Genomic DNA, 25,305 nt, shown 5'->3' with positions numbered 1-25,305 from the left:
CTTCATTCTCCTCGGTCGCTCGGGTCGACGTCGTACCCCGGAGCACCGGGAGCGACGGCCTCGGAGTCCACCCTCTCACGTGCGGGTGTGTCGTGGGACACCCCCGCCTCTGTCGACTGCTCCGCGCACGCGGGCGCCACACCGGCGGCTCGCTCCCGCTCCTCGAGCATCGCCTCCTGCGCGGTCCACAGCTCTTTGAGGGGGACGTAGTCGGGCGTCCACGGCTTGCGCGCACCAGCCCAGTGGATGATCGCGGGATCGACGACCGTCTCCTGGGTGGGGCGCGCGTTCCACTTCGGCTCGAGGGAGGCTCGGTTCGCCCCGGTGTAGAGGTTGAGGATCTGCTGGTCGTGCATCCCGAAGCACGAGGCGTAGGGGACGAATCGTCGGCAGAAGTCGTCGGCGCGCATCCGGTCCAGGTCCATGACGAGGATCCCGGCGTTGAACCCGACGAAGTCGAACGGGTGGCGCGCCGTCTCCCGGCGGATGAGGTCCGCGGCGACCTCGGGGTCCAGGCCCGTGCGCGAGGCCGGGCCGAAGATCGCCTCGTACCCGGAGCGCATCTGCGAGACCTCGGAGTCCCGTCCGGCGAGGGGGTGGCCCTCGAGGTCGGCCTCGTCGAGCTCGGCGAGGTCCCCGAGCGGGAGCGTGTCGATGTCGTGGTAGATCACCCGCGGCACGTCGTCGAGGACCTCGGGCAGCAGGAGCCGATCCATCGTCGACACGGTGATGTGGGGGATCATCGACCGGATCTCGCCGTACTGGACCGCATCGCACGGCAGCCAGTCGAAGGTGATCGTCGGGAAGAGACGCGCCAGCGCGTCGATGTCGGTCTGGTCGTGGTCGCGGCAGAGGACGTGCAGGACGAGCGGGCGCGTGGTGTTGCGGACCATGGCGTCGACGACGACCCGGAACTGCGCCTTGAGGTTGCCATCGAGCGCCAGGACGACGTGCAGCTCCTCGCCCTGGGGGCCGGCAGCGGTGCGCTCGACGCGGACCCGGCGGGCGCGGATCGCCGCGGCCGCGGCTGCGGTGTCGAGCATCGAGGGGAGCTCGACGTCTGCCTCGTGCCGCTCCTTGGCGGCGACGACGAGGGGCTCGACGGCCTCCGCCCACCGGCGCCGCACCTCCTCCTCCGGCTCCCCGGCGAGGATCGCCCACATGGGCGGCTCGAGGATCTCGGCGATGCCGGCACCCATCGCGTGGACCTCGGCATCGGTGAGGGGCGCCAGCCCGTGGAACCGGATGTCCGCGGGGTTGCCGGGCACGAAGTCGACCTCGCGGCCGAGCGCCCGGGCGGGCAGGTAGGAGTGCAGGCGCTTGGTGATGACCCTGCCCACCTCGGAGGTGTAGCGGTCGAGGCTCGCCAGCGCGACGTCCAAGTTCTCCGCGAGCGAGGCGGTGGCCACCTCCGGGCGCTCGTTGCGGACGGTCTCCGCGCCCTTCGGTGCCGGCGCGTCGACGTAGAGGTCGGGGGCGTCCGGCGCCGGACGGGGAGCGTCGTCCGGCTTGACGTACCGGACGGTCGTCGTGAGGCATCCGGAGAAGAACGCCGGGATGCCGAGCCCGAGCAGGATGTCGACCGTCGTCCAGTCCCGGCAGCCGATGGGCGCGTGCTTCCGCAGGTACTCGATCGACGTCTCGTCGAGCATGGTGCGACGGTTGACGTGGAACGAGACGAAGATCGGTCGGACTCGGTCGGTGAACGGGAAGTCGTGCCGGACCCCGCCGATGCGGTGGGCGTACCAGCCGAAGGCCAGCAGCCACGTCCCGTCTGGGACCGCCGACCAGTGCGAGGCGTCCCGGTCGACCTGGAAGAGGGCGACCTCGCGCTCGGGCCCTTCGACCCGCAGGGCACGAGAAACCCTCTGCTGCAGCCTGGCGGCGAACCGGCCCAGTTCGTCGTCGCCGAAGCGGACGCCGGTCTGGCGCGCCAGGTGCGCGAGGGAGGCGATGGTCTGGACGTAGTCACCGATGTTGGTCGAGGTGCTGCGCAGGTCGGGCTGGTCGTACCCCATGACGCCGAACGCGACAGCGCCCTCTGCGAGCTCGGGCTCGGGCGGGGCGCCAGCGACGACTCGCGGGACCCAGCGGCGGGCCCATTCCAGGTCGGCCCGATCGCGGGCGAGCGCGTCGGCGTCCACGCCCGAGGAGGCCTCGGCGAGCGCGACGGCCTCGGACAGACGTGCCAGGAGCGTCGGCACCGGCTCGACGAGGTCGTACCCGATGCAGCGCCGCAGGACGTTGTTCCACGTGCGTGCAGGCAGCGGGGATGCCTCGGCGGCGGTGAGGAGTCCGACGGCACGGACGAGCTCGTCCCGGTCGAACTCGCCGGCGAGGAGGACGTACTCGTCGACGGCGTGGGCGAGCCAGACCTCATCGGGCAGCTCGGTCAGCCGCTCCCACGCAAACTGCGGCAACCCGCTGCGGTGGGCGAGCAGGCCCGTGCCGAGCAGACCGGCCGTCCGGGTGGCCTCGTTGGCGTGCATCCACTCGGCGACGCGTCGGATGGTGCCGGACTCGGTCGAACCGGGCACAAGACGGACGAGGTCGGCGATCGCGGCTTCGAGGCCCTCACCGCGGGCGAGGACGTGCAGGAAGGCGCTCAGCCGGACGGTATCCCGGACCGAGCGCTCGGCGACGGCCCGCTCCTTCGGGTCGGGCGCGTCCGGGGAGGGCTCGCCGAGGGTGGCCGGTTCGACGTCGAGACCGGCGGCACGCAGGCCCCGGTAGGCACGCGCGTACCGGATCACGCGCTCGCCGTTGAAGCGTCGTCGATCGGCCTCTGCGGCGAGCGCCCGATCCCGGCGCCCGACCTTGTCCTCGAGCTGTCGGACCGTGCGCTCCAGCTTGGCGGTGCGCTCCCGTTCCGCGTCGAGGGCTCGCCGGAGCTGGTCGTGCACGGCGGGGCTGAGGGGGTCCGGCAGGACGTTGGCCGCCGCGCGCAGCCGGCGGCGGGCGCTGGCCGCGCCGCGCTCGACGATGCCCGAGGTGGGACGGTCGCTCATGTCGTCATCGGTTCCGGTCACGCGGCCACCCTAGGGGTGGGCGCCGACGTCGGGTGGGCGGCTCGCGCGTCAGGCCCGGTCGCGCAGGTACCGCACGAGCGTCGTCACCCCGGCGCCCGTGCCGCCCTTGCCGACGTGACCCCACGGCGCGTCCGCGTTGAACGACGGTCCGGCGATGTCGAGGTGCGCCCACGGGATCGGCGTGCGGTCGTCCGGGGTGACCGCGAACTCCTTGAGGAAGAGGCCGGCGGTGAGCGCCCCACCCATCCGTCCGGCCTTGTGGGCGATGTCGGCGACGGGGGAGTCCAGGCTCGGGCGCAGGTGGGCGGGCAGCGGGAGCTCCCACGCGTCCTCGCCCGCGCGCCCGGCCGCCTCGAGGATGTCGGAGGTGACCGGCGCCGCGCCCATGACCCCGGTGGTGCGGGACCCGAGGGCGACCATGCACGCACCCGTGAGGGTCGCGATGTCGATGATCGCGTCGGGGTTCTCCTCCGCAGCGAGGCAGATGCCGTCGGCGAGGACCATCCGTCCCTCGGCGTCGGTGTCGAGGACCTCGACGGTCATCCCGTCACGCATCGTCACGATGTCGCCCGGCCGCTGCGCGTTCCCGTCGGGCATGTTCTCGGCGAGGCAGAGGTAGCCCGTCACCGCGACCGGCAGCCCCGTGCGCGCGGCAGCGAGGACGGCCCCGGCGACCGCCGCGGCGCCACCCATGTCCGACTTCATCTGCCACATGTCCGCCGAGGGCTTGATGCAGATGCCGCCGGTGTCGAAGGTGATGCCCTTGCCGACGAGCGCCACGTGGCCGGTGGACCGACGCGGCCGGTAGCTGAGGACCGCGATGCGCGGCGGGCGGGCGGACCCGCGGCCGACACCGATGATGCCCCCGCACCCGAGCTCCTCGAGCTCCTTCTCGTCGATGACCCGCAGCTCGACCGGGGCGTCGTCCGCAGCGATCCGCTCCCGGACCCGGTCGACGAAGGACTGCGGGTAGAGGACGTTCGGCGCCGTGTTGACGAGGTCCCGCGCCCAGGCGACGGACTCGGCCGCCACCCGCGCCGTCTCGACCCGGTCACGCCCCTCGCGCACCCGCAGGCCGCCCCCGATGGTGATTTCGGCGACCCCGGCCGGACCGCGGTCGTTCATGCCACCGCCCCCGCGACGGTCGCCCTTGTGGGCCGTGAAGGTGTAGGCCCCGAGCAGCGCGCCCTCGGTCACGGCCTCGAGCGCGTCCGCGTCGGCGGCCGGGAGGTCGACGAGGACGCTGGAGGACGCCGGCAGGGCCGTCGCGGCACGCAGCGCAGCACCGGCCGCCTCGCGCAGGGTCGCGGGCGAGGGCGCCTCGCCCAGACCGACGAGAACGACGGCGCTCGCCCGGAGGCCTGCCGTCGCCGGGACGACGTGCACCTGCCCGGCCCGGCCCGTCGCGCCGACGGTGGCGGCAGCGGCCAGCAGCGCGGCCGCGGGACGCCGGGAGAGGGCGTGACCGAGGACCAGTCGGGCCCCGTCACCGTCCGGTGCCACCCCGAGGACGAGGACGTCGGTCGCGCCGTCGAGGTCGGGCTTCGGGGTGTAGGTCACGAGGGTCACGCGAGCGCTCCTGAGGGGGTCGGTCCGGGGTGTCAGCGCACCCTAACGCCCCTTGTGACCGGGCGCACAGGGCGCGCGCGGCGGGGGGATAGCCTCGCGGCATGACCGACAGCACCGGCACCCTCAAGACCTCGCCCCTCCACGACCGGCACGTCACGCTCGGCGCGAAGATGGCCGACTTCGGAGGCTGGGAGATGCCGATCGAGTACCCGGGCGGGGGCGTCGTCGCCGAGCACACCGCGGTCCGGGAGCGGGTGGGGGTCTTCGACGTCTCCCACCTCGGCAAGGCGCGCATCTCCGGACCGGGAGCGGCCGACTTCGTCAACGCGTGCCTGACGAACGACCTGCGACGGATCACCCCCGGCAAGGCCCAGTACACGCTGTGCTGCAGCGAGGACGGTGGCGTCGTCGACGACCTCATCGCCTACCTCCGGTCCGAGGAAGACGTCTTCCTCGTGCCCAACGCCGCGAACACCTCCCGCGTCGTCGAGCTCCTCGCCGCGGCGGCGCCGCAGGGCATCACCGTGGAGAACCTCCACGACCGGTACGGGGTCGTCGCCGTCCAGGGCCCGCGCAGCGACGAGCTGCTGCGCGCCCTCGGCCTGCCGGCCGACCACGACTACATGTCGTTCGTCGAGGTGGACCACGAGGGCGCGCCGCTCATCGTCTGCCGGACGGGCTACACGGGGGAGAAGGGGTACGAGCTCGTGCCCGCCTGGGACGGCGCGGGCGCGCTGTGGGACGCGCTCATGGCCGCGGGCGCGCAGCTCGAGGGCCTGCCGTGCGGGCTCGGCGCCCGGGACACCCTCCGCACCGAGATGGGATACCCGCTCCACGGCAACGACCTCGGACCGGAGATCACGCCGGTGATGGCCGGCTCGTCCTGGGCGGTCGGGTGGGACAAGCCGACGTTCTGGGGCAAGGACGCGCTCGCGGCTCAGCGGGCTGCCAAGGAGTGTCGTGTCATGCGGGGGCTCGTCGTCACCGGCCGGGGCATCCCGCGCAGCCGCTGCCGCGTCGACGTCGACGGCGCAGAGGTCGGCGTGGTCACGTCGGGCACCTTCTCGCCCACCCGACGGCAGGGGATCGCGCTCGCCCTGCTCGACCGGTCGGTGTCGCTCGGGGACACGGTGAGCGTCGACGTGCGGGGTCGCTCCGTCGAGGCCGAGGTGGTCCGGCCGCCTTTCGTCGAGGTGGGCGTCCGCGAGGCCTGAGGTGGGAGGCCGTCCCGACCCGGCCGTCAGGGCGAGGTCACTCCGGGGCGGCCAGGCTCATCGGGCCGTACACCACCTCGCCGTCCCGACGGAGGGTGACCTCCGCGACCCCGGCGTCGACGCACGCCTGCCAGTTCTCCGAGAACCACGCCTCCGCGTCGGCCTGGGTGGGGAAGGCCGCGTGCGAGGGGCCCTCGGCCCCCGTGACGAGGTCGCCGCCGGCATCCAGGTAGTCCCACGTGTAGCGCTCGCTCATGGCCGTCACCCTAGCGGCGCGCGGCGACGACGATCAGTCGACGGCGGCGCCGCGCTCGACCATCGGCCGGGGCATCCGCAGGCGCCGCAGCTGGAAGGTGCGCGTGACGAGGTAGAGCGCAACGCCTCGCAGCGGCGTGTCGGGCCCGAACCGCGTGAGGATCCGGCGCTTCGTGCGGAACCACAGCACGATCGCGTCGATGATCGCCACGACGAGCAGGCCGTAGGTCAGGAGGTAGCCGTACGTCGCCCAGCCGCGGGCGATGACGGAGAAGAGCAGCACGAGGATCATGAGGGGCAGGACGAGCTCGCCGAGGCTCCACCGGGCGTCCACGACGTCCCGGACGTAGCGGCGGACGGGGCCCTTGTCCCGCTCGGGCAGGTGGCGGTCGTCACCGGTGAGCATGGCCTCCCGACGCCGTTCGGCCTCGGCGCGGCGGGACGCCTTCGGGTCGTTGCCGACGAGTGGTTTGCGGCGCTTCGCCTCCTGCTCGCGTCGCTTGGGGGTCGGCCGGTTCTTCGCGCCCTCCCGGCGGGGGTGGGCGGCATCGGCGTCGACCGGCGCCGCCGTCCGCGCACGACCCGCCGCGGTGGCCCCGGTCGATCCCGACTTCTCCGTCTTCCTACGTCCCAGCACGGGGAGAACCATAGGTCCCGTACCCGCTAGGACACCGCGGATAGGGTCGCGGCCATGCCGGAGCCGACCCTCACCCCCGCCGAGACCGCCGCGATCCGCGAGCGGGTCGTCGGCCTCATGCCTGCCGTCCTCGACGACCTGCGCGCGCTCACCCGGATCCCGAGCGTCAGCCTCGGCAGCTTCGACCAGGCGCGCGTCGAGGAGTCGGCGGAGGTGACCGCCCGCCTGCTGCGCGCCGAGGGCCTCGAGGTGGAGATCGTCCGGGAGGACGGGGGACGGCCCGCAGTCATCGGTCGGAGCGAGGGCCCGGCCGGCGCGCCGCGGGTGCTCCTCTACGCCCACCACGACGTCCAACCGCCCGGCGACGCCGCCGAGTGGGACAGCCACCCGTTCGAGCCGACCGAGCGCGACGGTCGGCTGTACGGCCGCGGCGCCGCCGACGACAAAGCCGGCATCATGGCGCACGTGGCCGCCCTGCGAGCCCACGCCGGTGATCTGCCGGTCGGGGTCACGGTGTTCGTCGAGGGTGAGGAGGAGGTCGGCAGCGACTCCCTCGCCACCGTGCTGGAGCGCCACGGGGACCGGCTCGACGCGGACGTCATCGTCCTCGCGGACGCGATGAACTGGGAGGTCGGCACGCCCGCGCTCACGACGACGCTGCGCGGCCTCGTCCGCGCGGACATCACCGTCTCCACGCTCGACCACGGCGTCCACTCGGGGATGTTCGGTGGTCCGCTGCCCGACGCGCTGACCGCGCTCTGCCGCCTGCTGGCGACCCTCCACGACGCGGCCGGGGACGTCGCGGTGGCGGGGCTGGACCACGCCGAGGCGGCCGACCTCGACTACGACGAGGCGCGCCTGCGGGCCGAGTCCGGTGCGCTCGAGGGCACCGCCCTCATCGGGTCAGGCTCGATCCTCTCGCGGCTGTGGACGCGTCCGGCGCTCAGCGTCATCGGCCTCGACGCCCCGGCCGTCGAGGCCGCCTCGAACACCCTCGTCCCGTCGGCCCGCGCACGGGTGTCGATGCGTCTGGCGCCCACCCAGGACCCCGGCCGTGCCTTCGAGGCGCTCCGGGAGCACCTGCTGTCGCGGGCGCCGTGGGGCGCCTCCGTCGAGGTGACCCTCTCCGACGAGGGGCCCGGCTTCGCGGCGGCGACGGACGGTGCGGCCCACGACGAGGCCCGCGCGGCGTTCGCCGACGCGTGGGGCGCCGCGCCGGTCGAGATCGGGTGCGGCGGGTCGATCCCCTTCGTGGCCGCGTTCGCCGAGCGCTTCCCCGAGGCCGCCATCCTCGTCACGGGGGTCGAGGACCCCGACACCCGGGCGCACGGTGCGAACGAGTCGCTCCACCTCGGTGAGTTCGAGCGCGTCTGCGTCGCCGAGGCGCTGCTCCTGGCCCGTCTCGGTCGACTCCCGACCGGCCCGCGCGGCTCGGACTGACCCCGGCGGGCAGGGTCCGGCTCGCTACCGTGGGCGGATGCACGTGCTCATCGCCCCGGACTGTTACACCGGCACCCTCACGGCGACCCAGGCCGCGGAGGCGATCGCGGCCGGCTGGCGCGAGCGCGCGCCGGACGACCTGCTCACCCTCGTGCCGCTGTCGGACGGCGGCCCCGGCTTCATCGACGTGCTCGCCCCGGGCGGTCCGGGGCGTCCGGCGGGGGAGACCGTCGCGGTCACCGTCTCCGACCCGCTCGGTCGGGACGTCCCCGCGCTGATCCTCCTCACGGGGGAGGGGCACGGCGGCGAGGGCGTGCCGACCGCATGGATCGAATCAGCCCAGGCGTGCGGCCTGCACCTGCTCGGTGCGGCCGAGCGCGACCCCCGGGTGACGGGGACGGCCGGCCTGGGGATGCTCCTCGACGCAGCCCTCGCGGCAGGGGCTCGGCGCATCGTCGTCGGCCTCGGCGGGAGCGGGACGAACGACGGGGGAGCAGGCATGCTCGCGGCTCTCGGGGCGGGCGACGACCCGGTCCTGCGCTGCGGCGGTCTCGGCCTGGCCGACCTGCCCGACGACGCCCTCCCGCGGATCGCCGAGGTGCGGCGCCGTCTCGCGGGGGTCGAGCTCATCGCGGCGACGGACGTCGACAACCCGCTCCTGGGCCTGCAGGGGGCGAGCGCCGTCTACGCCCCGCAGAAGGGGGCGGACCCGCAGACCGCCCAGGACCTCGAGCGGGCGCTCGGCCGGTGGCACGAGGTCGTCGGCCGCAGCCTTCCGGCCGAGCGGGACCTGCTCACCGGTCGAGCACGCCGCCTCGATCGCGAGCCCGGCGCCGGTGCCGCCGGGGGGATCGGCTACGCGCTCCTGGTCCTCGGCGCCGTGCGGCGCAGCGGCATGGCGATGGTGCTCGACGAGCTCGGTGTCGACGAGGTCCTCGCGGCCGCAGACCTCGTCGTCACGGGGGAGGGCTGCCTGGACTGGCAGTCCCTGCGCGGGAAGGTCGTCGCCGGGGTGGCGCAGCGGGCCCAACGCACCGCCACGCCCGTCGTCGTCGTCCCGGGGCAGGCGCTCGTCGGGCGCCGCGAGACGATGGCCGTCGGGATCAACGGGTGCTACCCCGTCGCCGTCACGCCCGAGGAGGTGGAGGCGGCGATGGCCGACCCCGTCGGCACGCTCCGTGCGCGGGCCGCGGCCGTCGCGGGCACCTGGTCGCCCCGGCGGTGACCGCCCGCACCGGTCGTGACCGACCGGTGCGTATCCTCGGTCGCGGGAACAGCGGCACCCGCCGTCGCGTTGACGCCGCTGGACACACCCGCACACCCACGATCCGAAGGGGCTCCCATGAGCGTCCAGAACGAGACCACGCCGACCACCGACACGGCTCCCGCCACGACGCACGGCGTCACGCTGACCGACGTCGCCGCGGGCAAGGTCAGGTCGCTCCTGGAGCAGGAGGGTCGGGACGACCTGCGCCTGCGCGTCGGCGTCCAGCCGGGCGGCTGCAGCGGCCTGATCTACCAGCTGTACTTCGACGAGCGCACCCTCGACGGCGACCTGGTCCGCGACTTCGACGGTGTCGAGGTCGTCGTCGACCGGATGAGCGCTCCCTACCTCGACGGCGCGTCCATCGACTTCGCGGACACGATCGAGAAGCAGGGCTTCACGATCGACAACCCGAACGCGGGCAGCTCGTGCGCCTGCGGCGACTCCTTCAGCTGAGCCGATCCGTCGTCGGCGTCGTTCCCGCGGCGTGGACACGCCGTGGCTGAGCCCGACTCAGGCCCGAAACGCGTCGAGGTCGGCGACGCAGTCGGCGGCGCTCTCGAGCGTCCGCGGGTCCTCCGTGACGCAGCGCGGGGTCCATGGGCGCGCGGGGGTACGGCGCAGCCGGCCCGCCGCGACGATCCGTCGGCAGTCGTCCGCGAGGTCGGTGACGGTCCCGGTGTCGAGGGCGTCGATGGGAGTGGGCTCGTTCTCGCTCATGCCCCGGCACCGTACTCCGATGTGATCCAGGACACACGCGCCGACCCGCGGTAGCTGCGCCGTCGTGCGTGCCGTCCTGCGGCGCTCGCTACGATCCCCGGCGTGCACATCGCCATCTGCGGGTCCATCGCGACCGACCACCTCATGACCTTCGGCGGGAAGTTCGCCGACTCCTTCGTCGCCGAGCAGCTCGACAAGATCTCGGTGTCCTTCCTGGCCGACGACCTCCAGATCCGGAGGGGCGGTGTCGGCGGCAACATCGCGTTCGGCATGGCGAGCCTGGGTCAGCGCCCCGCCCTCGTGGGTGCTGCGGGCGTCGACTTCGATGACTACCGCAGCTGGCTCGAGCGCCACGGCGTCGACTGCGAGTCCGTGAAGATCTCCGACACCCGTCACACCGCGCGGTTCGTCTGCACGACCGACACCGAGCTGGCCCAGATGGCGACCTTCTACCCGGGCGCGATGTCCGAGGCCCGGGAGGTCGAGCTCAAGCCGGTCGCCGACCGCCTGGGCGGCCTCGACCTCGTGCTCATCGGCCCGGACGACCCCGAGGCCATGGTCCGGCACACGCAGGAGTGCCGCGACCGGTCCCTGCCGTTCGTCGCCGACCCCAGCCAGCAGCTCGCGTGGGGTGACGGGCCGATGATCCGCTCCCTCATCGAGGGCGCGACGTACCTCGTGACGAACGAGTACGAGTCGCACCTGGTCGAGCAGAAGACGGGCTGGAGCGCCGAGGAGATCGCGGAGCGGGTGACGACCCGCGTCATCACCCGCGGCGCCGACGGGGTGTCGGTCGTCACCCGCGGTGAAGAGCCGGTCCAGGTGCCCGTGGTGCCGGCTGCGTCGGTCGCGGACCCCACCGGCGTCGGCGACGCCTTCCGCGCCGGCTTCCTCACCGGTCTCGCGCACGGGCTGTCGCACGAGCGGTGCGCCCAGCTCGGCACGGCGCTCGCCACGGAGTGCCTCGAGACGGTGGGGACCCAGGAGTACGTCCTGACCGGGGACGAGTTCCTCGGACGGCTCGCGGGGGTCCACGGCGACGGGGCCGCCGAGGAGCTCCGCTCGGTCATCTCCTTCCCGCGTCCCTGACCGGTGTCGCCGGGCGTCCCCTTCCCGCCCCGAGAGGTCCCGCCGTCCGCGTGGCCGTTCGACGCCCTCGTCCTCGAGGACGGCGACGAGCGGCCGTTCGCCGGGGGTGACCTCGACCCCGGGACGCTGATCGCGGCCTACCGGGCGGGGTTCTTCCCCATGGGGCTGGGCGACGAGGGGCGACCGCCCCTGGGCTGGTGGTCGCCCGACCCGCGAGGGATCCTCCCGCTGGACGGGCTGCACGTGAGCCGGAGCCTGCGCCGGTCGGTGCGGCGGTTCGAGATCACCGTCGACACCGCCTTCGAGGCCGTGCTCGAGGGGTGCGCCGACCCGGCCCGGGACGGTCGGTGGATCACCCCGGAGATCGCCGCCGCCTACGGTCGGCTGCACCGTCTCGGCTGGGCCCACAGCGTGGAGGTCTGGGACGGCGAGGAGCTCGCCGGTGGCCTCTACGGGGTGGCGGTCGCCGGGCTGTTCGCGGGGGAGTCGATGTTCCATCGGGCGACCGACGCCTCGAAGGTGGCCCTCGTCGCCCTCGTCGAGATGGTCCGCGCGGACGGCGATCCCCGGCGGCTGGTCGACGTCCAGTGGCGCACCGACCACCTCGCCTCCCTGGGCGTCGTCGATGTGCCTCGGCGCGAGTACCGGCGACGCCTCGCCGACGCCCTGGCTGCGCCGCCCCTCGACGTCGTGCGCCACGGACCGTCGCCCCGCTGAGGGTCCGGCCCCCGCCGCGGGCCGTTCGCCGGGCCGAGGCGCTCCGGCAGGACGACGCGCCCGTCCCCCGCCGTCGACCGATCCCGCTGCTGCGGTAGCGTTTGCTCGTCTCCCGTCCGCCCGATCCAGAAGCAGGTGCCCGTTGAGTCGTCCCGATCTCGACACGCCACACCGTCCGAGGGCGCTGCGCGCTGCCGGCGGTCTCGCACTGGCGTCCGTCCTCATGACCGCGTGCGGCGCGGTCGGCGTCAACACGAGGGTCGAGGACGGCTACCTGCCCCGCCCCATCACCGAGGACGCCGAGCTCATCCGGAACTTCTGGGTGTACACGTGGATCGCCGCGCTCCTCGTGGGCGCGCTGGTCCTCGCGCTCTCCTTCTGGTGCTGGGCGATGTACCGCAAGAAGAAGGGCGACGAGACGCTGCCCGAGCAGCTGCAGTACAACATCCCGCTCGAGATCCTCTACACGATCGTCCCGATCCTCGCGCTCGCCGCGCTGTTCTTCTGGAACAACAAGGTGGCCGCGACCGCGATGGGCACGGAGACCGAGCCCGACAACGTCGTCAACGTCGTCGGGAAGCAGTGGAGCTGGGACTTCAACTACACGTCCGAGAACGTCCACGAGGCCGGCACGCAGGCGCAGCTCACGGGTAGGCCCGCCGCGGAGCAGCAGCTGCCCGAGCTGTGGATCCCGGTGAACGAGCGGACCGAGTTCCAGCTGACGGCCCGCGACGTCAACCACTCCTTCTGGGTCCCCGAGTTCCTCAAGAAGCTCGACATGATCCCCGGCCGCGTCAACACCTTCCAGGTGACGCCGACCGAGGAGGGCGAGTTCATCGGCAAGTGCGCCGAGCTGTGCGGCTCCTACCACGCCCAGATGCTCTTCCGCCTCAAGGTCGTCTCGCGCGAGGAGTTCGACGCCCACATGAAGGACCTCGAGAAGCGCGGCCAGACCGGCACGCTCGGCAACGACGTCAACCGCGAGCCCATCGCCCCGGCCGACCGGGACGAGCTCACGACCACCGGGAGCAACGAATGACCGTCGCACGCGAGAGTCTCGGACCGGACACCCTGCCGGTCGGCGCGACGATCGGCGCCAAGCGCGAGTCGAGCATGGGTTCGCTCGTCGTGAAGTGGCTGACGAGCACCGACCACAAGGTCATCGGCAACCTCTACTTCATCTCCTCGTTCATCTTCTTCCTCATCGGCGGGATCATGGCTCTCCTGATCCGCCTCGAGCTCTGGGCGCCCGGGCTCCAGGTCGTCGACGACCCCGAGCAGTTCAACCAGCTGTTCACCATGCACGGCACGGTGATGCTGCTGCTCTTCGCGACCCCGGCCTTCGCCGCGTTCGCGAACGCGTTCATGCCGCTGCAGATCGGTGCGCCGGACGTGGCGTTCCCGCGGCTGAACATGTTCGCGTACTGGCTCTACCTCTTCGGCGGCATCATCGCCTCGGCCGGCTTCCTCACCCCCCAGGGCGCGGCGGGCTTCGGGTGGACCGCGTACTCGCCGCTGGCGAACTCCGACTACAGCCCCGGCCTCGGCGGTGACCTGTGGGTCTTCGGCCTCGCTCTCGGTGGCTTCTCGTCGATCTTCGGTGCCGTCAACTTCATCACCACGATCCTGTGCATGCGCGCCCCGGGCATGACGATGTTCCGGATGCCGATCTTCACGTGGACCGTGCTCATCACCTCGATCCTCGTCCTCATGGCGTTCCCGGTCCTCGCGGCCGCGCTCATCGGCCTGGGGGTGGACCGGAAGTTCGACGCCCACATCTTCGACCCCGCGACCGGCGGACCCGTGCTCTGGCAGCACCTGTTCTGGTTCTTCGGGCACCCCGAGGTGTACGTCCTCGCGTTGCCGTTCTTCGGCGTGATCTCGGAGATCATCCCGGTCTTCAGCCGCAAGCCGATCTTCGGGTACAAGACGCTCGTCTTCGCCACCATCGCCATCGCGGCGCTGTCGGTGAGCGTCTGGGCCCACCACATGTACGTCACCGGGCAGGTCCTGCTGCCCTTCTTCGCGATCATGACGATGGCGATCGCCGTCCCGACCGGCGTGAAGTTCTTCAACTGGATCGGCACGATGTGGGGTGGCAAGCTCACGTTCGAGACGCCGATGCTGTGGGCGATGGGCTTCCTGGTGACCTTCCTCTTCGGTGGTCTGACCGGCGTCATCCTCGCGGCCCCGGCCCTCGACTTCCAGGTGTCGGACACGTACTTCGTCGTCGCGCACTTCCACTACGTCCTCTTCGGGACGATCGTCTTCTCCTTCTTCGGCGGCCTGTTCTTCTGGTGGCCCAAGCTCACGGGGAAGATGCTCGACGAGAAGCTCGGCAAGCTGCAGTTCTGGCTGCTGTTCATCGGCTTCCACACGACCTTCCTCATCCAGCACTGGCTGGGTGCCGAGCGCATGCCGCGCCGGTACGCCGACTACATGCCCGGTGAGGGGCTCCAGCTGGGCAACCAGATCTCGACGATCGGCTCGTTCGTCCTCGCCGTCTCGTTCCTGCCGTTCTTCTACAACGTCTGGAAGACGACGAAGTACGGCGAGCGTGTGACGGTCGACGACCCGTGGGGCTACGGCAACTCGCTCGAGTGGGCGACGTCGTGCCCGCCGCCGCGGCACAACTTCGACTCCATCCCGCGGATCCGTTCCGAGCGTCCGGCGTTCGACCTCCACCACGGCGAGGACCTCGCTGGCGACGTGGTCGAGCCGAGCGTCGCACCGGCGACCCGCACCACCCGCGGCGCCACGGCCGCCCACGACAAGGAGGCCTGACCGATGAAGGTCGAGCGCGATCTCTTCGCCGTCATCGGCACGTTCTTCGTCATCGTGGCGATCGTGTACGGCGTCGTCACCGGGTGGGGCGAGCCGGTCGGGGTCGCCTGCATGGGCCTGTGCGCCGGTCTCGGCTACATGATCGCGGGGTACCTGCACGCGACCGGTCGACGTCTCGGACTGCGTCCCGAGGACGACTCCGACGGCGAGATCGCCCAGCAGGCCGGCGAGTACGGCGTCTTCTCGCCGGGCAGCTGGTGGCCGCTCTGGCTCGCGCTGGCAACGGCGATGCTCTCCCTCGGTGTCGCCGTGGGGTGGTGGTTCTTCATCATCGGCGCCGTCGTCGGTCTCGTCGCGCTCCTGGGCTGGACGTTCGAGTCCTACACGGGAAAGCACTCGCTCTGACGGTGGGCACCGCCCGGTCGGCAGCCAGTATGCCGTTCGGACGTCGCCGGGCGCACAGCCGCTCGGCGGCAGTCGCCGCGATCGTCGCCGGTCTGCTCGGCCTGCCGGTGACCTTGGCTGCGTGCAGCGCGGTGCCGCGCGGGTCGGGGAGTCCTGCGACCGGTTCGTCCACGACGTCGACGTCGACCACGCCGGAGCCGACGCCCCCGGAGATCGGGATGACACCGGCGAAGGGGTCGATCGGCGCGCTGCCGACCGACCCGGTGACCGTCACCGTCGTCATGGGGGACCTCGACTCGGTGAGCGTCACGGACCCGGGCGGGACGAAGGTCCCGGGCTCGATCGACGGTGCGCGGTGGCGCAGCACCGAGGGGGCTCGCCTCAAGCCCAGCACCACCTACACCGTGCGGGTACGGGCCACGGGCACCGACGGCACCCCCGCGGCCTTCACCGGATCGTTCACGACCCGCACGCCGAAGGTCACCGCGACGTACTCCCTGCCCTACGGTGACTCGACGGTCGGGACCGGCATGCCGGCGACCGTCCAGTTCGACTCCCCGGTCGAGACGCCCGCGATGCGACGCGAGATCGAGAAGCGGGTGCGCATCACGACGACCCCCAGGACCGAGGGGTCGTGGGGCTGGCTCGACGACCGTCAGCTCATGTGGCGCCCGAAGACGTACTGGCAGCCAGGGACGAAGGTCACGGTGCGGACGCCGTTCACGGGGTTCCAGACCGGCAAGGACAAATGGGTCGCCAACGACGACGGTGGGACGATGACGATCGGCCGTTCGATGACGAGCCTCGTCGACATGAACAAGCACGTGATGACCGTCAAGCGCGACGGCGCGGTCGTTCGGCGGATCCCGGTGAGCACGGGCCGTCCCGGGCCGGAGACCGAGACCCGCTCCGGGGTGAAGGTCGTCATGTCGAAGGAGCCGACCGTGACGATGGACTCGGCCACGGTCGGCATCGAGAAGGGCGAGCCCGGCTACTACAAGCTGGACACGCGGTGGAACATGCGGGTGACGTGGACGGGGGAGTACCTCCACTCCGCCCCGTGGTCCGTCGGCTCGCAGGGCTCGTCGAACGTGTCGCACGGGTGCGTCAACATGGCGCCGGAGAACGCGAAGTGGATGTTCGACAACTCGATGATCGGTGACGTCGTCGACTTCACGGGGTCCTCGCGCGTCTTCCAGCCGACGGAGGGCATCGGGGTCTGGCAGTACTCGTGGGCCGAGTGGCAGAAGCGCAGCGCCCTGCGCTGACGCGGTCTGGGCACGTCTCGTTCCGGCGCGCTGTCCTCCGGGGACCCGGCGCCGGGTCAGCCCCAGCCGAGGGCGTGCAGGCGGTCCTCCTCGATACCGAAGTGGTGCGCGATCTCGTGCACCACGGTCACGGCGACCTCGTCCTGAACCTCCTCGGAGGAGCGGCACGTGGCCAGGGTCGGGACCCGGAAGACGGTGATCCGGTCCGGGAGGACGGCGCCCCACGGGTCGGTGCGCTCCGTCCGCGGCAGGCCCTCGTAGATGCCGAGGAGGTCGGGCGGAAGATCCGGGGCGGGGTGGTCCTCGACGAGGAAGACGACGTTGTCGAGGAGGTCCATGAGCTCGGAGGGGACCTCGTCGAGGGCGGCCGAGACCGCCTGCTCGAAGGCCTGCCTGCCCAGGAAGGCACAACGGTCGTCGTCGGTGGGCACGGGCGTCAGCCTGCCATCATCGGGTCATGACCACCGTCCGGATCGCCGTCCGGGTCCGACCCGGTGCCTCACGGACGCGGGTCGGTGGTCGGTACGGGGAGGACGACCCACCGGTGCTGGGTGTCTCCGTCACCCAGAGGGCGGTCGACGGCGCCGCGACGAGCCGGACGAAGATCCTCGAGATCCGTGCAGCCTCGGAGGACGATGCGGCCGCAGTGCAGGCCCGGTGGGAGGAGCTGCTCGGGGCCTGAGCGCGGTGTCCCGGCCGAAGGGCCACACGCCGGTGCCCCCAGCACGTGATCGCGCTGGGGGCACCGGTCGGGGAGCGAGGTCGCTCGTCAGTCGCGACCCAGGCCTCGCTCGCCAGCGGTGTTGCCCGAGGCGACGGCCTCGCGGTGCTGGTGCTCGATGCTGTCGCCGTCGTGCCCGCCGTGGTCGTGGTGGGCCGCCTGGAGCTCTGCCGGGGTGACCGGGTCGATGCTGTCGGCGAAGTAGAAGTGCGACAGACGGGACCGGAGCTTGGCCAGACCCTGGCGGCGGCGCGAGACGCCGTTGCCGTCCTCCGGGGCCTCGATCCCGACGGGGACGTGCGCCTCGTGCTGGACGAGGTTCCACCGGGTGTACTCGTCGAGCGGCTCGTGGGCCTCGAAGAAGCGACCCTCGGGCGTACGGATGATCCGTGCGGTCTCGCGGCCGTGGAGGACCTTGTCCCGGTCGGCCCGCTGGAGGCTGATGCAGATCCGCTTCGTCGCCCAGAAGACGATGACCGGCAGGACGAACACCGAGATCCGGAACAGGTTCGTGATGTCGTTGATGGACAGGTTGAACTTGATCGCCATGATGTCGTTGCTCGCGGCGAACAGCAGCACGCCGTAGAAGGTCATGGCCGCCATGCCGAGCGCCGTACGGACCGGCATGTTCCGGGGCCGGTCGAGAAGGTGGTGCTCCCGCTTGTCGCCGGTCACCCAGGCCTCGAGGAACGGGTAGGCACCCATGAGGCCGTACATGACGGGGATGAGCATGAGCGCGCCGATCGCGACGTTGAGGCTCCACGTGTAGCCGAAGGTGGTGAACTCGAGCCAGCCCGGGAGGAGGCGGAGCGCGCCGTCGGCGAAGCCCATGTACCAGTCGGGCTGGGCGCCGGCGGTCGTCGCGTTCGGGTCGTACGGGCCGTAGACCCAGATCGCGTTGATCTGCACGAGCGCCGAGATGAGCGCGAGGATGCCGAAGACGATGAAGAAGAAGCCGCCGGCCTTCGCCGCGTACACCGGCATGACCGGATACCCGACGACGTTGTCGTTCGTCTTGCCCGGGCCGGGGTACTGCGTGTGCTTCTGCAGCGCCACGAGGACGATGTGGGCGGTGAACAGGCCGATGAGCAGGGCCGGGAGAAGCAGGATGTGCACCGAGTACAGGCGCGGGATGATGTCCTCGCCCGGGAACGCGCCACCGAAGGCCGCGTACGAGAGGTACGAGCCGATGATCGGGGCGGAGAGCATGAAGCCCTGGGCGGCGCGGAGACCGGTGCCGGAGAGGAGGTCGTCCGGCAGCGAGTAGCCCGCGAAGCCCTCGACGAGCGCCAGCATGGACAGCAGCGTGCCGATGACCCAGTTGAGCTCGCGCGGCTTGCGGAACGCGCCGGTGAAGAACACGCGCAGCATGTGGACCGACAGGGAGACGATGAACATCAGGGCGGCCCAGTGGTGCAGCTGCCGGATGAGCAACCCACCCTTGACGTCGAACGAGATGTCGAGGGTCGAGGCGTAGGCCTCCGACATCTCGACGCCCCGCAGCGGCGCGTAGGAGCCCTCGTACACCGTGTGCCCGGCGCTCGGGGTGAACCAGAACGTGAGGAAGGTCCCGGTCAGCAGGCAGATGATCATCGAGTACATCGCGATCTCGCCGAGCATGAACGACCAGTGGTCCGGGAAGACCTTCTTGAGGAGGTACCCGACGCCCTTGGCGGCGCCGGTGCGGTCGTCGACCCAGCCAGCGATGCCACCGGCCCGCCGGGCGGCGGCGCTCGGCGAGGGCTTGACGGGCGCATCGTCGGCGCGGATCGCGTCGACGGGACGGTTGGCAGGGACGGTGCTCACTTCTCACGCTCCCAGAAGCTGGGGCCGACGGGTTCCTGGAACGGCTTCTCGGCGATGAGGTAGCCCTCGTCGTCGACGGTGATGGGCAGCTGGGGGAGCGGCCGCTTCGCCGGGCCGAAGACGACCTTGCAGTCGTCCGTCACGTCGAAGGTCGACTGGTGGCACGGGCAGAGGAGGTGGTGGGTCGTCTGCTCGTACAGGCCGACCGGGCAGCCGACGTGGGTGCAGATCTTCGAGTAGGCGACGATCCCCTCGTGACCCCAGTCGAGCTCCTTCTGGGACTTGATGTCCTTGGGGTCGAGCCGCATGACGATGACCGAGGCCTTCGCCTTGTAGTCGAGGACGTGGTGCTCCTCGTCGAGGAGGCCCTCCGGCTGCACGTGGAAGACGGACCCGATCGTCACGTCGGAGGCCCGGATGGGGGTGTTCTCGGGGTCACGGACGAGGCGCGGCTTGCTGAACGCGTACGACCCGTCGCGCCGCTTCTTGCCGTTCCAGTAGGTGTGGCGGAGGTCCTCGGTGGCCTCACCCATCGGGCCGAGGCTGCCGACGACCTGGACGAGCAGCGGGATGGCGAAGAGGCCCATCGCAGCACCGAACGTGTACTTGACCATCGGGCGCCGCTTGAGCTGGGCTCCCTCGCCACCCTCGGTGAGGGTCTGGACGAAGCCGGCGCGAGCCTCGTCGCTCGAGCGCAGCGGGTGGCGCTCCTCGATCACCTCGGTGTCGGGCATGAGCGTCTTGGCCCAGTGCACGGCACCGAGACCGATCCCGAGCAGCGACAGACCGAGCCCGGTGCCGAGGAGGACGTTCGAGACGCTCGTGCGACCGATGCCGGGCACCCACGTCTGCTCGTCCGTCCCGAACATGAAGTAGGCGACGAGGAAGAGGAGCGTGCCGAGGATCGACAGGAGGAACAGGCCGGCGACCTGCTTCTCGGCGCGCTTGGCGGCCTTCTCATCCGTGTCTGCCAGGCGGTGGACGTGGGCCGGCAGGCCGGGGTTCTCGAAGCGCTCGGGCGTGCCGATGGCGGGCTCGTGGGCGACGACGTCACCCGTCGGGATGGCCGCGCCGTGGCCGGGGCTCACCGTGCGCGCGCCGCCCTCGGCCGGTCGGTCCTGCTCGTTCATACGGGGTTCCTGTCTGCGTTCTTCAGGGGAGCGGGTGCGTCAGGCGGACTTCTGGCCGAGCCAGACGGCCGCACCGACGAGGATGAGCAGGCCGAAGATCCAGGCGAACATGCCCTCAGAGACGGGACCGAGGGAGCCGAGGGCCTGGCCGCCGGGGTTGCCCTCCTCGTCCATGCTCTTGAGGTAGGCGATGACGTCCCGCTTGTCCTCCGGCGAGAGGTTCTTGTCGTTGAAGACGGGCATCGACTGCGGGCCGGTCTCCATCGCCTCGAAGATGTGCTTCTCCTCGACGCCGATGAGCGGCGGCGCGTACTTGCCGCGGGTCAGCGCACCGCCCGCACCGCGCGCGTTGTGGCACATCGCGCAGTTGACGCGGTAGATCTGGCCGCCGCGGGCCGGGTCACCGGCCTTCGCGTCGAGCCACTTGGCCTCGGGGACGGCCGGACCGGGCGAGAGGGACGCGACGTAGGCGGCCATCGCCGCGATCTGCTCGTCGTCGAACTTCACGTCCGTGCCCCGCGGCGCCTGGGCGCCGGGGTTCATCAACGGCATCCGGCCCGTACCGACCTGGAAGTCGACCGCTGCGGCGCCGACGCCGGCCAGGCTCGGGCCCGACTTCGTGCCGGTCCCGTTCTTGCCGTGGCACGTCGCGCAGTTGGCGACGAAGAGCTCCTTGCCGTACGCGACCTGGTCGGCGCCGGCGGCGGTCGACGCGGCGGTGGCCTGCTTCGGGGCCAGGGCCGCGTAGGCGGTGCCCGTGAGCAGGAGGCCGAGGAGGAGCAGGAGGACGACGGCCGCGGGGTGGCGTCGGTTGGTCAGGGCGTTCACGAGGTTCCTGTCGTCGGTCGGCGGCGGGAGGGGAGGGTCACTTCAGGATGTAGATGCAGAAGAAGAGACCGATCCACACCACGTCGACGAAGTGCCAGTAGTAGGAGGCGGCGATCGCCCCGGAGGCCTGGTGGTGGCCGTAGCGCCGGGAGGTGAAGGTCCGGCCGATGATCAGGAGGAAGAAGATGAGGCCGCCGGTGACGTGGATCGCGTGCAGGCCCGTCGTGAGGTAGAAGATCGAGCCGTACCCGTCGGAGCTGAGGGTGAGTCCCTCGCTGATGAGCGTCGCGTACTCGACGACCTGACCGCTGACGAAGATCGCGCCGAAGATGTACGTCAGGACGTACCACTCGCGCATGCCCCACGAGCCGACCTGCAGGAGCGACCCGGTCCGGTAGGGCTGGAGCTTCTCCGCCTTCCACACGCCGAGCTGGCACCAGACCGACGAGAGGACGAGCAGGAAGGTGTTCGCCGCGGCGAACGGCACGTTGAGCATCTCGGAGCGGTCGGCCCACAGCTCGGGCGCCTGCGAGCGGATCGTGAAGAACATCGCGAACAGGCCGGCGAAGAACATCAGCTCGCTCGACAGCCACACGATCGTGCCCACGGACACGAGGTCCGGGCGGGTGACGGGACCGGTCGACGGCGGGCGCGACAGATCGACGGCGGGGGTCGTCGGATGCGCGGGCGCGGTGGCGGGCTGCGCGGCGGGTACGGATGTCACGCGCGCCATTATGTCGGTACCGGTGGGGAAAGTCGTGCCCACCCCCCGACTCGGTGCGTCGCCCCGTGAGATCGGTACGATCGCGCGCATGACCGCGAGCCCCGCACACCCGACGTCGACCCCCGTCCGGCCGTCCGGCCCCGGCGCCACGCCGGCCGCGGTGCGCAGCGTCGACGTCGTGCTCTACAGCGACGACATCACGACGCGGGACGCGGTGCGGGTCGGTGTCGGCCGGCGGCCGGCGCGCGACGTCGAGGTCGCGTCGTGGCGGGAGGGCGCGACGGCGCCCGCCGTGCTCGAGGCGGTCGAGAGCGGCGCCTTCGACCTCGTCGTGCTCGACGGCGAGGCCAACCCGGTCGGCGGCATGGGCCTGTGCCGACAGCTCAAGGCCGAGGTCCCCGACTGCCCTCCGGTGATCGTCATCACCGGCCGTCCGCAGGACGGGTGGCTCGCGACGTGGTCCCTCGCCGACGGGGTCGCCTCGCACCCGATCGACGGCGTGGAGATCGCCGACGTCGTCGCCGGCCTCGCCCGGTCCCTGGGCGCGTGACCGGCGACGCGACGCGCACCGGCACGACGATGACGACCTGGCCGGACCTGCTCTCGCTGCTCCTGCGGGGCGAGGACCTCCCTCCGGAGGACACCCGCTGGGCGATGGACCGGGTCATGGCGGGGGAGGCCACCCCGGTGCAGGTCGCCGGCTTCCTCGTGGCGCTCCGCGCGAAGGGGGAGACGGTCGCCGAGCTGCGGGCGCTGGCCGACGGGATGCTCGGCGTCGCGCGACGCATCGAGGTCGACGGGCCGGCGCTCGACATCGTCGGCACGGGCGGGGACCGTTCGAACTCCGTCAACATCTCGACGATGGCAGCGGTGGTGTGCGCGGGGGCCGGGGTCCGGGTCGTCAAGCACGGCAACCGGTCGGCCTCGAGCACGACGGGGACGGCCGACGTCCTCGAGCACCTCGGCGTCGTCCTCGGGCTCACCCCGGAGCAGGTCGTCGCCGTCGCGGAGCAGGCAGGAATCACCTTCTGCTTCGCCCAGACGTTCCACCCCTCGATGCGTCACGCCGCCGCGGCCCGCAAGGAGCTCGGGGTCCCGACGGCCTTCAACGTCCTGGGCCCCCTGACCAACCCCGCTCAGCCCCGCTTCAGCGCCATCGGTGCCGCCGACCCGCGCGTCGCGCCGCTCATGGCCGGGGTGTTCGCAGACCGGGGCGCCGAGGCCCTCGTCTTCCGTGGGGACGACGGCCTCGACGAGCTGACGACCTCGACGACCTCGCGCCTGTGGTGGGTCGTCGACGGTCACGTGAGCGAGCACGTCGTCGACCCCGCCCGCCTCGGGCTGGCGATCAGCCCCCGCGAGGCGCTCGTCGGCGGGGAGGCCGACTACAACGCAGACGTCGCCCGGCGCACGTGGGCCGGTGAACGGGGGCCCGTCCGCGACGCGGTCGTCCTCAACGCCGGTGCGGCGCTGGCGCTCGCGGCCGCCGACGGCGCGCCCGTGGCGGACGTCGACGCGGCGATCCGCGCGGGGATCGAGCGGGCCGAGGAGGCGATCGACTCCGGCGCTGCCACCGCGCAGCTCGAGCGGTGGGTGACGGTCAGCTCCGCGATCGCCTCGTCCTGAGCCGAGCGCCCGGACGCGGTCGCGTCACTCGATACCCAGGCTGAACGCGGCCTCGAGGTCGTGCGACGAGTAGGTCCGGAAGGCGATGTGCGTGCTCGTGCCCACGACACCGTCGACCTTGTTGAGGCGGCCGGCGATGACGTCGTCGAGCTCCTCGTGCGCGCGGACCCGGACCATCGCGATGAGGTCGGCGTCGCCCGCCACCGAGTAGACCTCGGTGACCCCGTCGAGGCCGGCGATGGCCTCGGCGACCTCGGGTATGCGGTGGACCTCGGCGTTGATGAGGACGATGGCGGTGATCACCGTTCCACCCTAGCGACCCGGTCAGGACGCGAAGCCGACGGCGCCGCGTGCGGACTGGGCCACCGGCTCGAGCCGGGCCCATGCGGACTGCGCGCCACCGACGGGGCAGTCCCACACCCCGTCGAGGTGGACGAGGCGTACCCCCGGCTGCTCGAGCCACCGCAGGAGGATGTCCGTCTCCTCCGGGATCGTCGCCCCCAGGACGGTGTCCGGTACCGGCACCACCTCCGCGGTCGCGCGCATCGCGTCGATCGCCGGGACGGGGTCGACCCCGGGACGGACCGACACGGATGCGGCGAACCGGCCGTGCCGCACGCAGATCGCCTCCCAGCCGCCCGCGGGCAGCCGCCGGGCAGCCACGAGCTCGGGGCTGGCGGCCAGCGGGGCGATCCGCTGTGCCCGGGACGCGCCCCGGACGAGGGCGAGGGTGCGGTCACGGACGGTCGCTGCCTCCTCGAACCGCTCGGACGCCGCGAGCTCGGCCATGCGTGCCGTCAGGGCCTCGACGACCGACGACGCGTCGCCGGCCATGACGGTGACGATGTCGTCGACGACGGCCCGGTACTCGTCGACGTCGACCGAACCCGTGCACGGTGCGACGCACCGGCCCATCTCGGCGAGCGCGCACGCGCCGCCGGGGGGTGTGCGGGCGGAGATCCGGGTCGTGCACCGGCGGATCGGCACCGCCTCGTGCAGCGCCTCGACCGCCTCCGTCGCGACCGCGCGGGACGGGAAGGGCCCGACGTGGATGTCGCCGGCGCGCACCCGGCCTACGATGCTCAGCCGGGGGAACGGCTCGTCGGTGATCCGGACCCAGGCCGCCCTGTCCGGGCGGGTCGACCGGCGGTTGAACCGCGGCCGGTGCTCGGCGATGAGCCGGACCTCCCGGACCTGTGCCTCGACCCTGGTGGCGCAGACGATCGGGGTGACCGAGGTGGCGAGGGCGACCATGTCCCGCATCCGGCGCCGGCGCTCGGCTGCGGTGAAGTACGTGAGGACCCGGGTGCGGATGTCGCCGGAGGTGCCGACGTACAGGGGGGTGCCCGCGTCGTCGGAGAACACGTAGACGCCGGGGGAGTGCGGCAGGCCGTCGGCGAGGTGCCGCTTGCGCCGGGTCGACGCCGGGACCCGCGCGCTGTAGCTGCGCAGCTCCTCGAGGCTGGAGACGCCGAGCGTGCCGACCCGTTCGATGAGGCCGTGGAGGACGTCGACCGTGGCCCGGGCGTCGTCGAGCGCCCGGTGGGTCGGCTGCACGGACGCACCGAAGACCCTCGCGAGCGTCGCGAGCTTGTGGTTGGGGGCCTCGTCCTTGGTCACGAGCTGGCGGGCGAGGTGCACGGTGTCGAGGACCTGGAAGCCCGGCCACGGGGTGCCGGTCCGTTCGGCAGCGGCCTTGAGGAAGCCGATGTCGAAGCGCGCGTTGTGCGCGACGAGGACGGCCCCGCGGGCGAACTCGAGGAAGGCCGGCAGCGCCGCGTCGATCCGGGGCGCGTCCCGGACCATCGCGTCGGTGATCCCCGTCAGGGTCTGGATGAAGGGGGGGATGGCGCACCCGGGGTCGACGAAGGTCTGCAGCTCCCCGAGGACGACCCCGCCCCGCACCCGCACCGCGCCGATCTCCGTGATCCCGCACTCGGCCGGGTTGCCGCCCGTCGTCTCGAGGTCGACGACGACGAAGGTCGTCTCCGACAGGGCGGTGCCCAGGTCGAGGACGTCCTGCACCATCTGCATGCCGACGACCGTAGGAGAGGGGGCCGACAACGCCACGGACCCACG

The 25,305-nt window shown here is 72.1% G+C and carries 25 protein-coding genes; 13 read left to right on the top strand and 12 right to left on the bottom strand.

What is annotated here, in order from left to right; translation table 11 throughout:
- Positions 1–2: 2 nt before the first annotated feature.
- Together DAA34_RS10090 and DAA34_RS10085 are read right to left on the bottom strand one after the other, a co-directional pair.
- A complete protein-coding gene (locus DAA34_RS10090) occupies positions 3–3,029 on the bottom strand; it encodes a glycosyltransferase (RefSeq protein ID WP_106818998.1) in 3,027 nt (1,008 codons plus the stop codon).
- Between the two features lie 48 nt (positions 3,030–3,077).
- Complete coding sequence (locus tag DAA34_RS10085) at positions 3,078–4,598, bottom strand: leucyl aminopeptidase (protein WP_234354207.1); 1,521 nt, start codon at positions 4,596–4,598, stop codon at positions 3,078–3,080.
- A gap of 101 nt (positions 4,599–4,699) precedes the next feature.
- On the opposite strand from DAA34_RS10085, the gene gcvT reads away from it, so the two are divergent.
- Positions 4,700–5,812: a glycine cleavage system aminomethyltransferase GcvT gene (gcvT, locus tag DAA34_RS10080; RefSeq protein WP_106818996.1), complete on the top strand. Its 1,113-nt coding sequence runs from the start codon at positions 4,700–4,702 to the stop codon at positions 5,810–5,812.
- 37 nt (positions 5,813–5,849) lie between these two features.
- Here gcvT and DAA34_RS10075 read toward each other — a convergent pair whose 3' ends face one another.
- The gene (locus DAA34_RS10075; RefSeq protein WP_106818994.1) at positions 5,850–6,068 is read right to left on the bottom strand and encodes a hypothetical protein; all 219 of its coding nucleotides are present in this window, start codon (positions 6,066–6,068) and stop codon (positions 5,850–5,852) included.
- Between the two features lie 33 nt (positions 6,069–6,101).
- On the bottom strand, positions 6,102–6,704 hold the full coding sequence (locus DAA34_RS10070; protein WP_234354206.1) for a DUF3043 domain-containing protein: 603 nt from the start codon (positions 6,702–6,704) through the stop codon (positions 6,102–6,104).
- Between the two features lie 54 nt (positions 6,705–6,758).
- On the opposite strand from DAA34_RS10070, the gene DAA34_RS10065 reads away from it, so the two are divergent.
- The 3 genes from DAA34_RS10065 (at position 6,759) to DAA34_RS10055 (ending at position 9,864) form a co-directional block, all read left to right on the top strand.
- On the top strand, positions 6,759–8,144 hold the full coding sequence (locus tag DAA34_RS10065) for a dipeptidase (protein WP_106818990.1): 1,386 nt from the start codon (positions 6,759–6,761) through the stop codon (positions 8,142–8,144).
- A gap of 37 nt (positions 8,145–8,181) precedes the next feature.
- Positions 8,182–9,369 carry a glycerate kinase family protein gene (locus tag DAA34_RS10060; protein WP_106818988.1) on the top strand — a complete coding sequence of 396 codons (1,188 nt, stop codon included), beginning with the start codon at positions 8,182–8,184 and terminating at the stop codon, positions 9,367–9,369.
- 117 nt (positions 9,370–9,486) lie between these two features.
- Entirely contained in the window at positions 9,487–9,864 is a 378-nt protein-coding gene (locus DAA34_RS10055; protein ID WP_106818986.1) for a HesB/IscA family protein, read from the top strand.
- A gap of 57 nt (positions 9,865–9,921) precedes the next feature.
- Here DAA34_RS10055 and DAA34_RS10050 read toward each other — a convergent pair whose 3' ends face one another.
- Positions 9,922–10,128 carry a hypothetical protein gene (locus DAA34_RS10050; RefSeq protein WP_106818984.1) on the bottom strand — a complete coding sequence of 69 codons (207 nt, stop codon included), beginning with the start codon at positions 10,126–10,128 and terminating at the stop codon, positions 9,922–9,924.
- Between the two features lie 102 nt (positions 10,129–10,230).
- On the opposite strand from DAA34_RS10050, the gene DAA34_RS10045 reads away from it, so the two are divergent.
- The 6 genes from DAA34_RS10045 to DAA34_RS10020 all read left to right on the top strand — a co-directional run bounded on the left by DAA34_RS10045 (position 10,231) and on the right by DAA34_RS10020 (position 16,391).
- Complete coding sequence (locus DAA34_RS10045; protein WP_106818982.1) at positions 10,231–11,217, top strand: carbohydrate kinase family protein; 987 nt, start codon at positions 10,231–10,233, stop codon at positions 11,215–11,217.
- A 3-nt stretch (positions 11,218–11,220) separates the two neighbouring features.
- Positions 11,221–11,934 carry a leucyl/phenylalanyl-tRNA--protein transferase gene (aat, locus tag DAA34_RS10040; RefSeq protein ID WP_106818980.1) on the top strand — a complete coding sequence of 238 codons (714 nt, stop codon included), beginning with the start codon at positions 11,221–11,223 and terminating at the stop codon, positions 11,932–11,934.
- A 142-nt stretch (positions 11,935–12,076) separates the two neighbouring features.
- The gene (gene ctaC / locus DAA34_RS10035) at positions 12,077–12,973 is read left to right on the top strand and encodes an aa3-type cytochrome oxidase subunit II (protein WP_234354205.1); all 897 of its coding nucleotides are present in this window, start codon (positions 12,077–12,079) and stop codon (positions 12,971–12,973) included.
- A gap of 74 nt (positions 12,974–13,047) precedes the next feature.
- Complete coding sequence (gene ctaD, locus DAA34_RS10030; RefSeq protein ID WP_234354284.1) at positions 13,048–14,718, top strand: aa3-type cytochrome oxidase subunit I; 1,671 nt, start codon at positions 13,048–13,050, stop codon at positions 14,716–14,718.
- Positions 14,719–14,721: 3 nt separating this feature from the next.
- Positions 14,722–15,123: a cytochrome c oxidase subunit 4 gene (locus DAA34_RS10025; protein ID WP_106818976.1), complete on the top strand. Its 402-nt coding sequence runs from the start codon at positions 14,722–14,724 to the stop codon at positions 15,121–15,123.
- A gap of 29 nt (positions 15,124–15,152) precedes the next feature.
- Positions 15,153–16,391, top strand: a complete 1,239-nt coding sequence (locus DAA34_RS10020) for a L,D-transpeptidase (protein WP_106818974.1) — start codon at positions 15,153–15,155, stop codon at positions 16,389–16,391.
- 56 nt (positions 16,392–16,447) lie between these two features.
- Here the strand turns inward: DAA34_RS10020 and DAA34_RS10015 are convergent, their stop codons facing one another.
- On the bottom strand, positions 16,448–16,822 hold the full coding sequence (locus DAA34_RS10015; RefSeq protein WP_234354204.1) for a metallopeptidase family protein: 375 nt from the start codon (positions 16,820–16,822) through the stop codon (positions 16,448–16,450).
- A 26-nt stretch (positions 16,823–16,848) separates the two neighbouring features.
- Between DAA34_RS10015 and DAA34_RS10010 the strand changes: the two genes are divergently transcribed.
- Positions 16,849–17,073, top strand: a complete 225-nt coding sequence (locus DAA34_RS10010; protein ID WP_106818972.1) for a DUF167 domain-containing protein — start codon at positions 16,849–16,851, stop codon at positions 17,071–17,073.
- Between the two features lie 87 nt (positions 17,074–17,160).
- On the opposite strand, the gene qcrB is transcribed toward DAA34_RS10010, so the two are convergent.
- Genes qcrB through ctaE form a run of 4 tightly spaced genes read right to left on the bottom strand, consistent with a single transcriptional unit; the run spans position 17,161 to position 21,609 of the window.
- Positions 17,161–18,918, bottom strand: a complete 1,758-nt coding sequence (gene qcrB / locus DAA34_RS10005) for a cytochrome bc1 complex cytochrome b subunit (RefSeq protein ID WP_106818970.1) — start codon at positions 18,916–18,918, stop codon at positions 17,161–17,163.
- On the bottom strand, positions 18,915–20,048 hold the full coding sequence (gene qcrA / locus DAA34_RS10000; protein ID WP_106818968.1) for a cytochrome bc1 complex Rieske iron-sulfur subunit: 1,134 nt from the start codon (positions 20,046–20,048) through the stop codon (positions 18,915–18,917). The genes qcrB and qcrA overlap by 4 nt, the downstream gene beginning before the upstream one ends.
- Positions 20,049–20,087: 39 nt before the next feature.
- A complete protein-coding gene (gene qcrC, locus DAA34_RS09995) occupies positions 20,088–20,876 on the bottom strand; it encodes a cytochrome bc1 complex diheme cytochrome c subunit (protein ID WP_106818966.1) in 789 nt (262 codons plus the stop codon).
- Between the two features lie 37 nt (positions 20,877–20,913).
- Positions 20,914–21,609, bottom strand: a complete 696-nt coding sequence (gene ctaE, locus DAA34_RS09990) for an aa3-type cytochrome oxidase subunit III (RefSeq protein ID WP_106818964.1) — start codon at positions 21,607–21,609, stop codon at positions 20,914–20,916.
- Positions 21,610–21,688: 79 nt separating this feature from the next.
- Between ctaE and DAA34_RS09985 the strand changes: the two genes are divergently transcribed.
- Complete coding sequence (locus DAA34_RS09985) at positions 21,689–22,150, top strand: hypothetical protein (protein WP_234354203.1); 462 nt, start codon at positions 21,689–21,691, stop codon at positions 22,148–22,150.
- 29 nt (positions 22,151–22,179) lie between these two features.
- Positions 22,180–23,226, top strand: a complete 1,047-nt coding sequence (gene trpD, locus DAA34_RS09980) for an anthranilate phosphoribosyltransferase (RefSeq protein ID WP_106820071.1) — start codon at positions 22,180–22,182, stop codon at positions 23,224–23,226.
- Between the two features lie 24 nt (positions 23,227–23,250).
- Here the strand turns inward: trpD and DAA34_RS09975 are convergent, their stop codons facing one another.
- A complete protein-coding gene (locus DAA34_RS09975; RefSeq protein ID WP_106818962.1) occupies positions 23,251–23,529 on the bottom strand; it encodes an Lrp/AsnC family transcriptional regulator in 279 nt (92 codons plus the stop codon).
- Positions 23,530–23,550: 21 nt separating this feature from the next.
- Positions 23,551–25,260 (bottom strand): DEDD exonuclease domain-containing protein, encoded by a 1,710-nt coding sequence (locus DAA34_RS09970; protein WP_106818960.1) that lies wholly within the window; start codon positions 25,258–25,260, stop codon positions 23,551–23,553.
- Positions 25,261–25,305: the final 45 nt, after the last annotated feature.

The sequence above is a fragment of the Janibacter massiliensis genome, from assembly GCF_900289115.1.
GTDB lineage: Bacteria > Actinomycetota > Actinomycetes > Actinomycetales > Dermatophilaceae > Janibacter_A > Janibacter_A massiliensis.
This window is presented reverse-complemented; position numbering and strand designations above follow the sequence as displayed.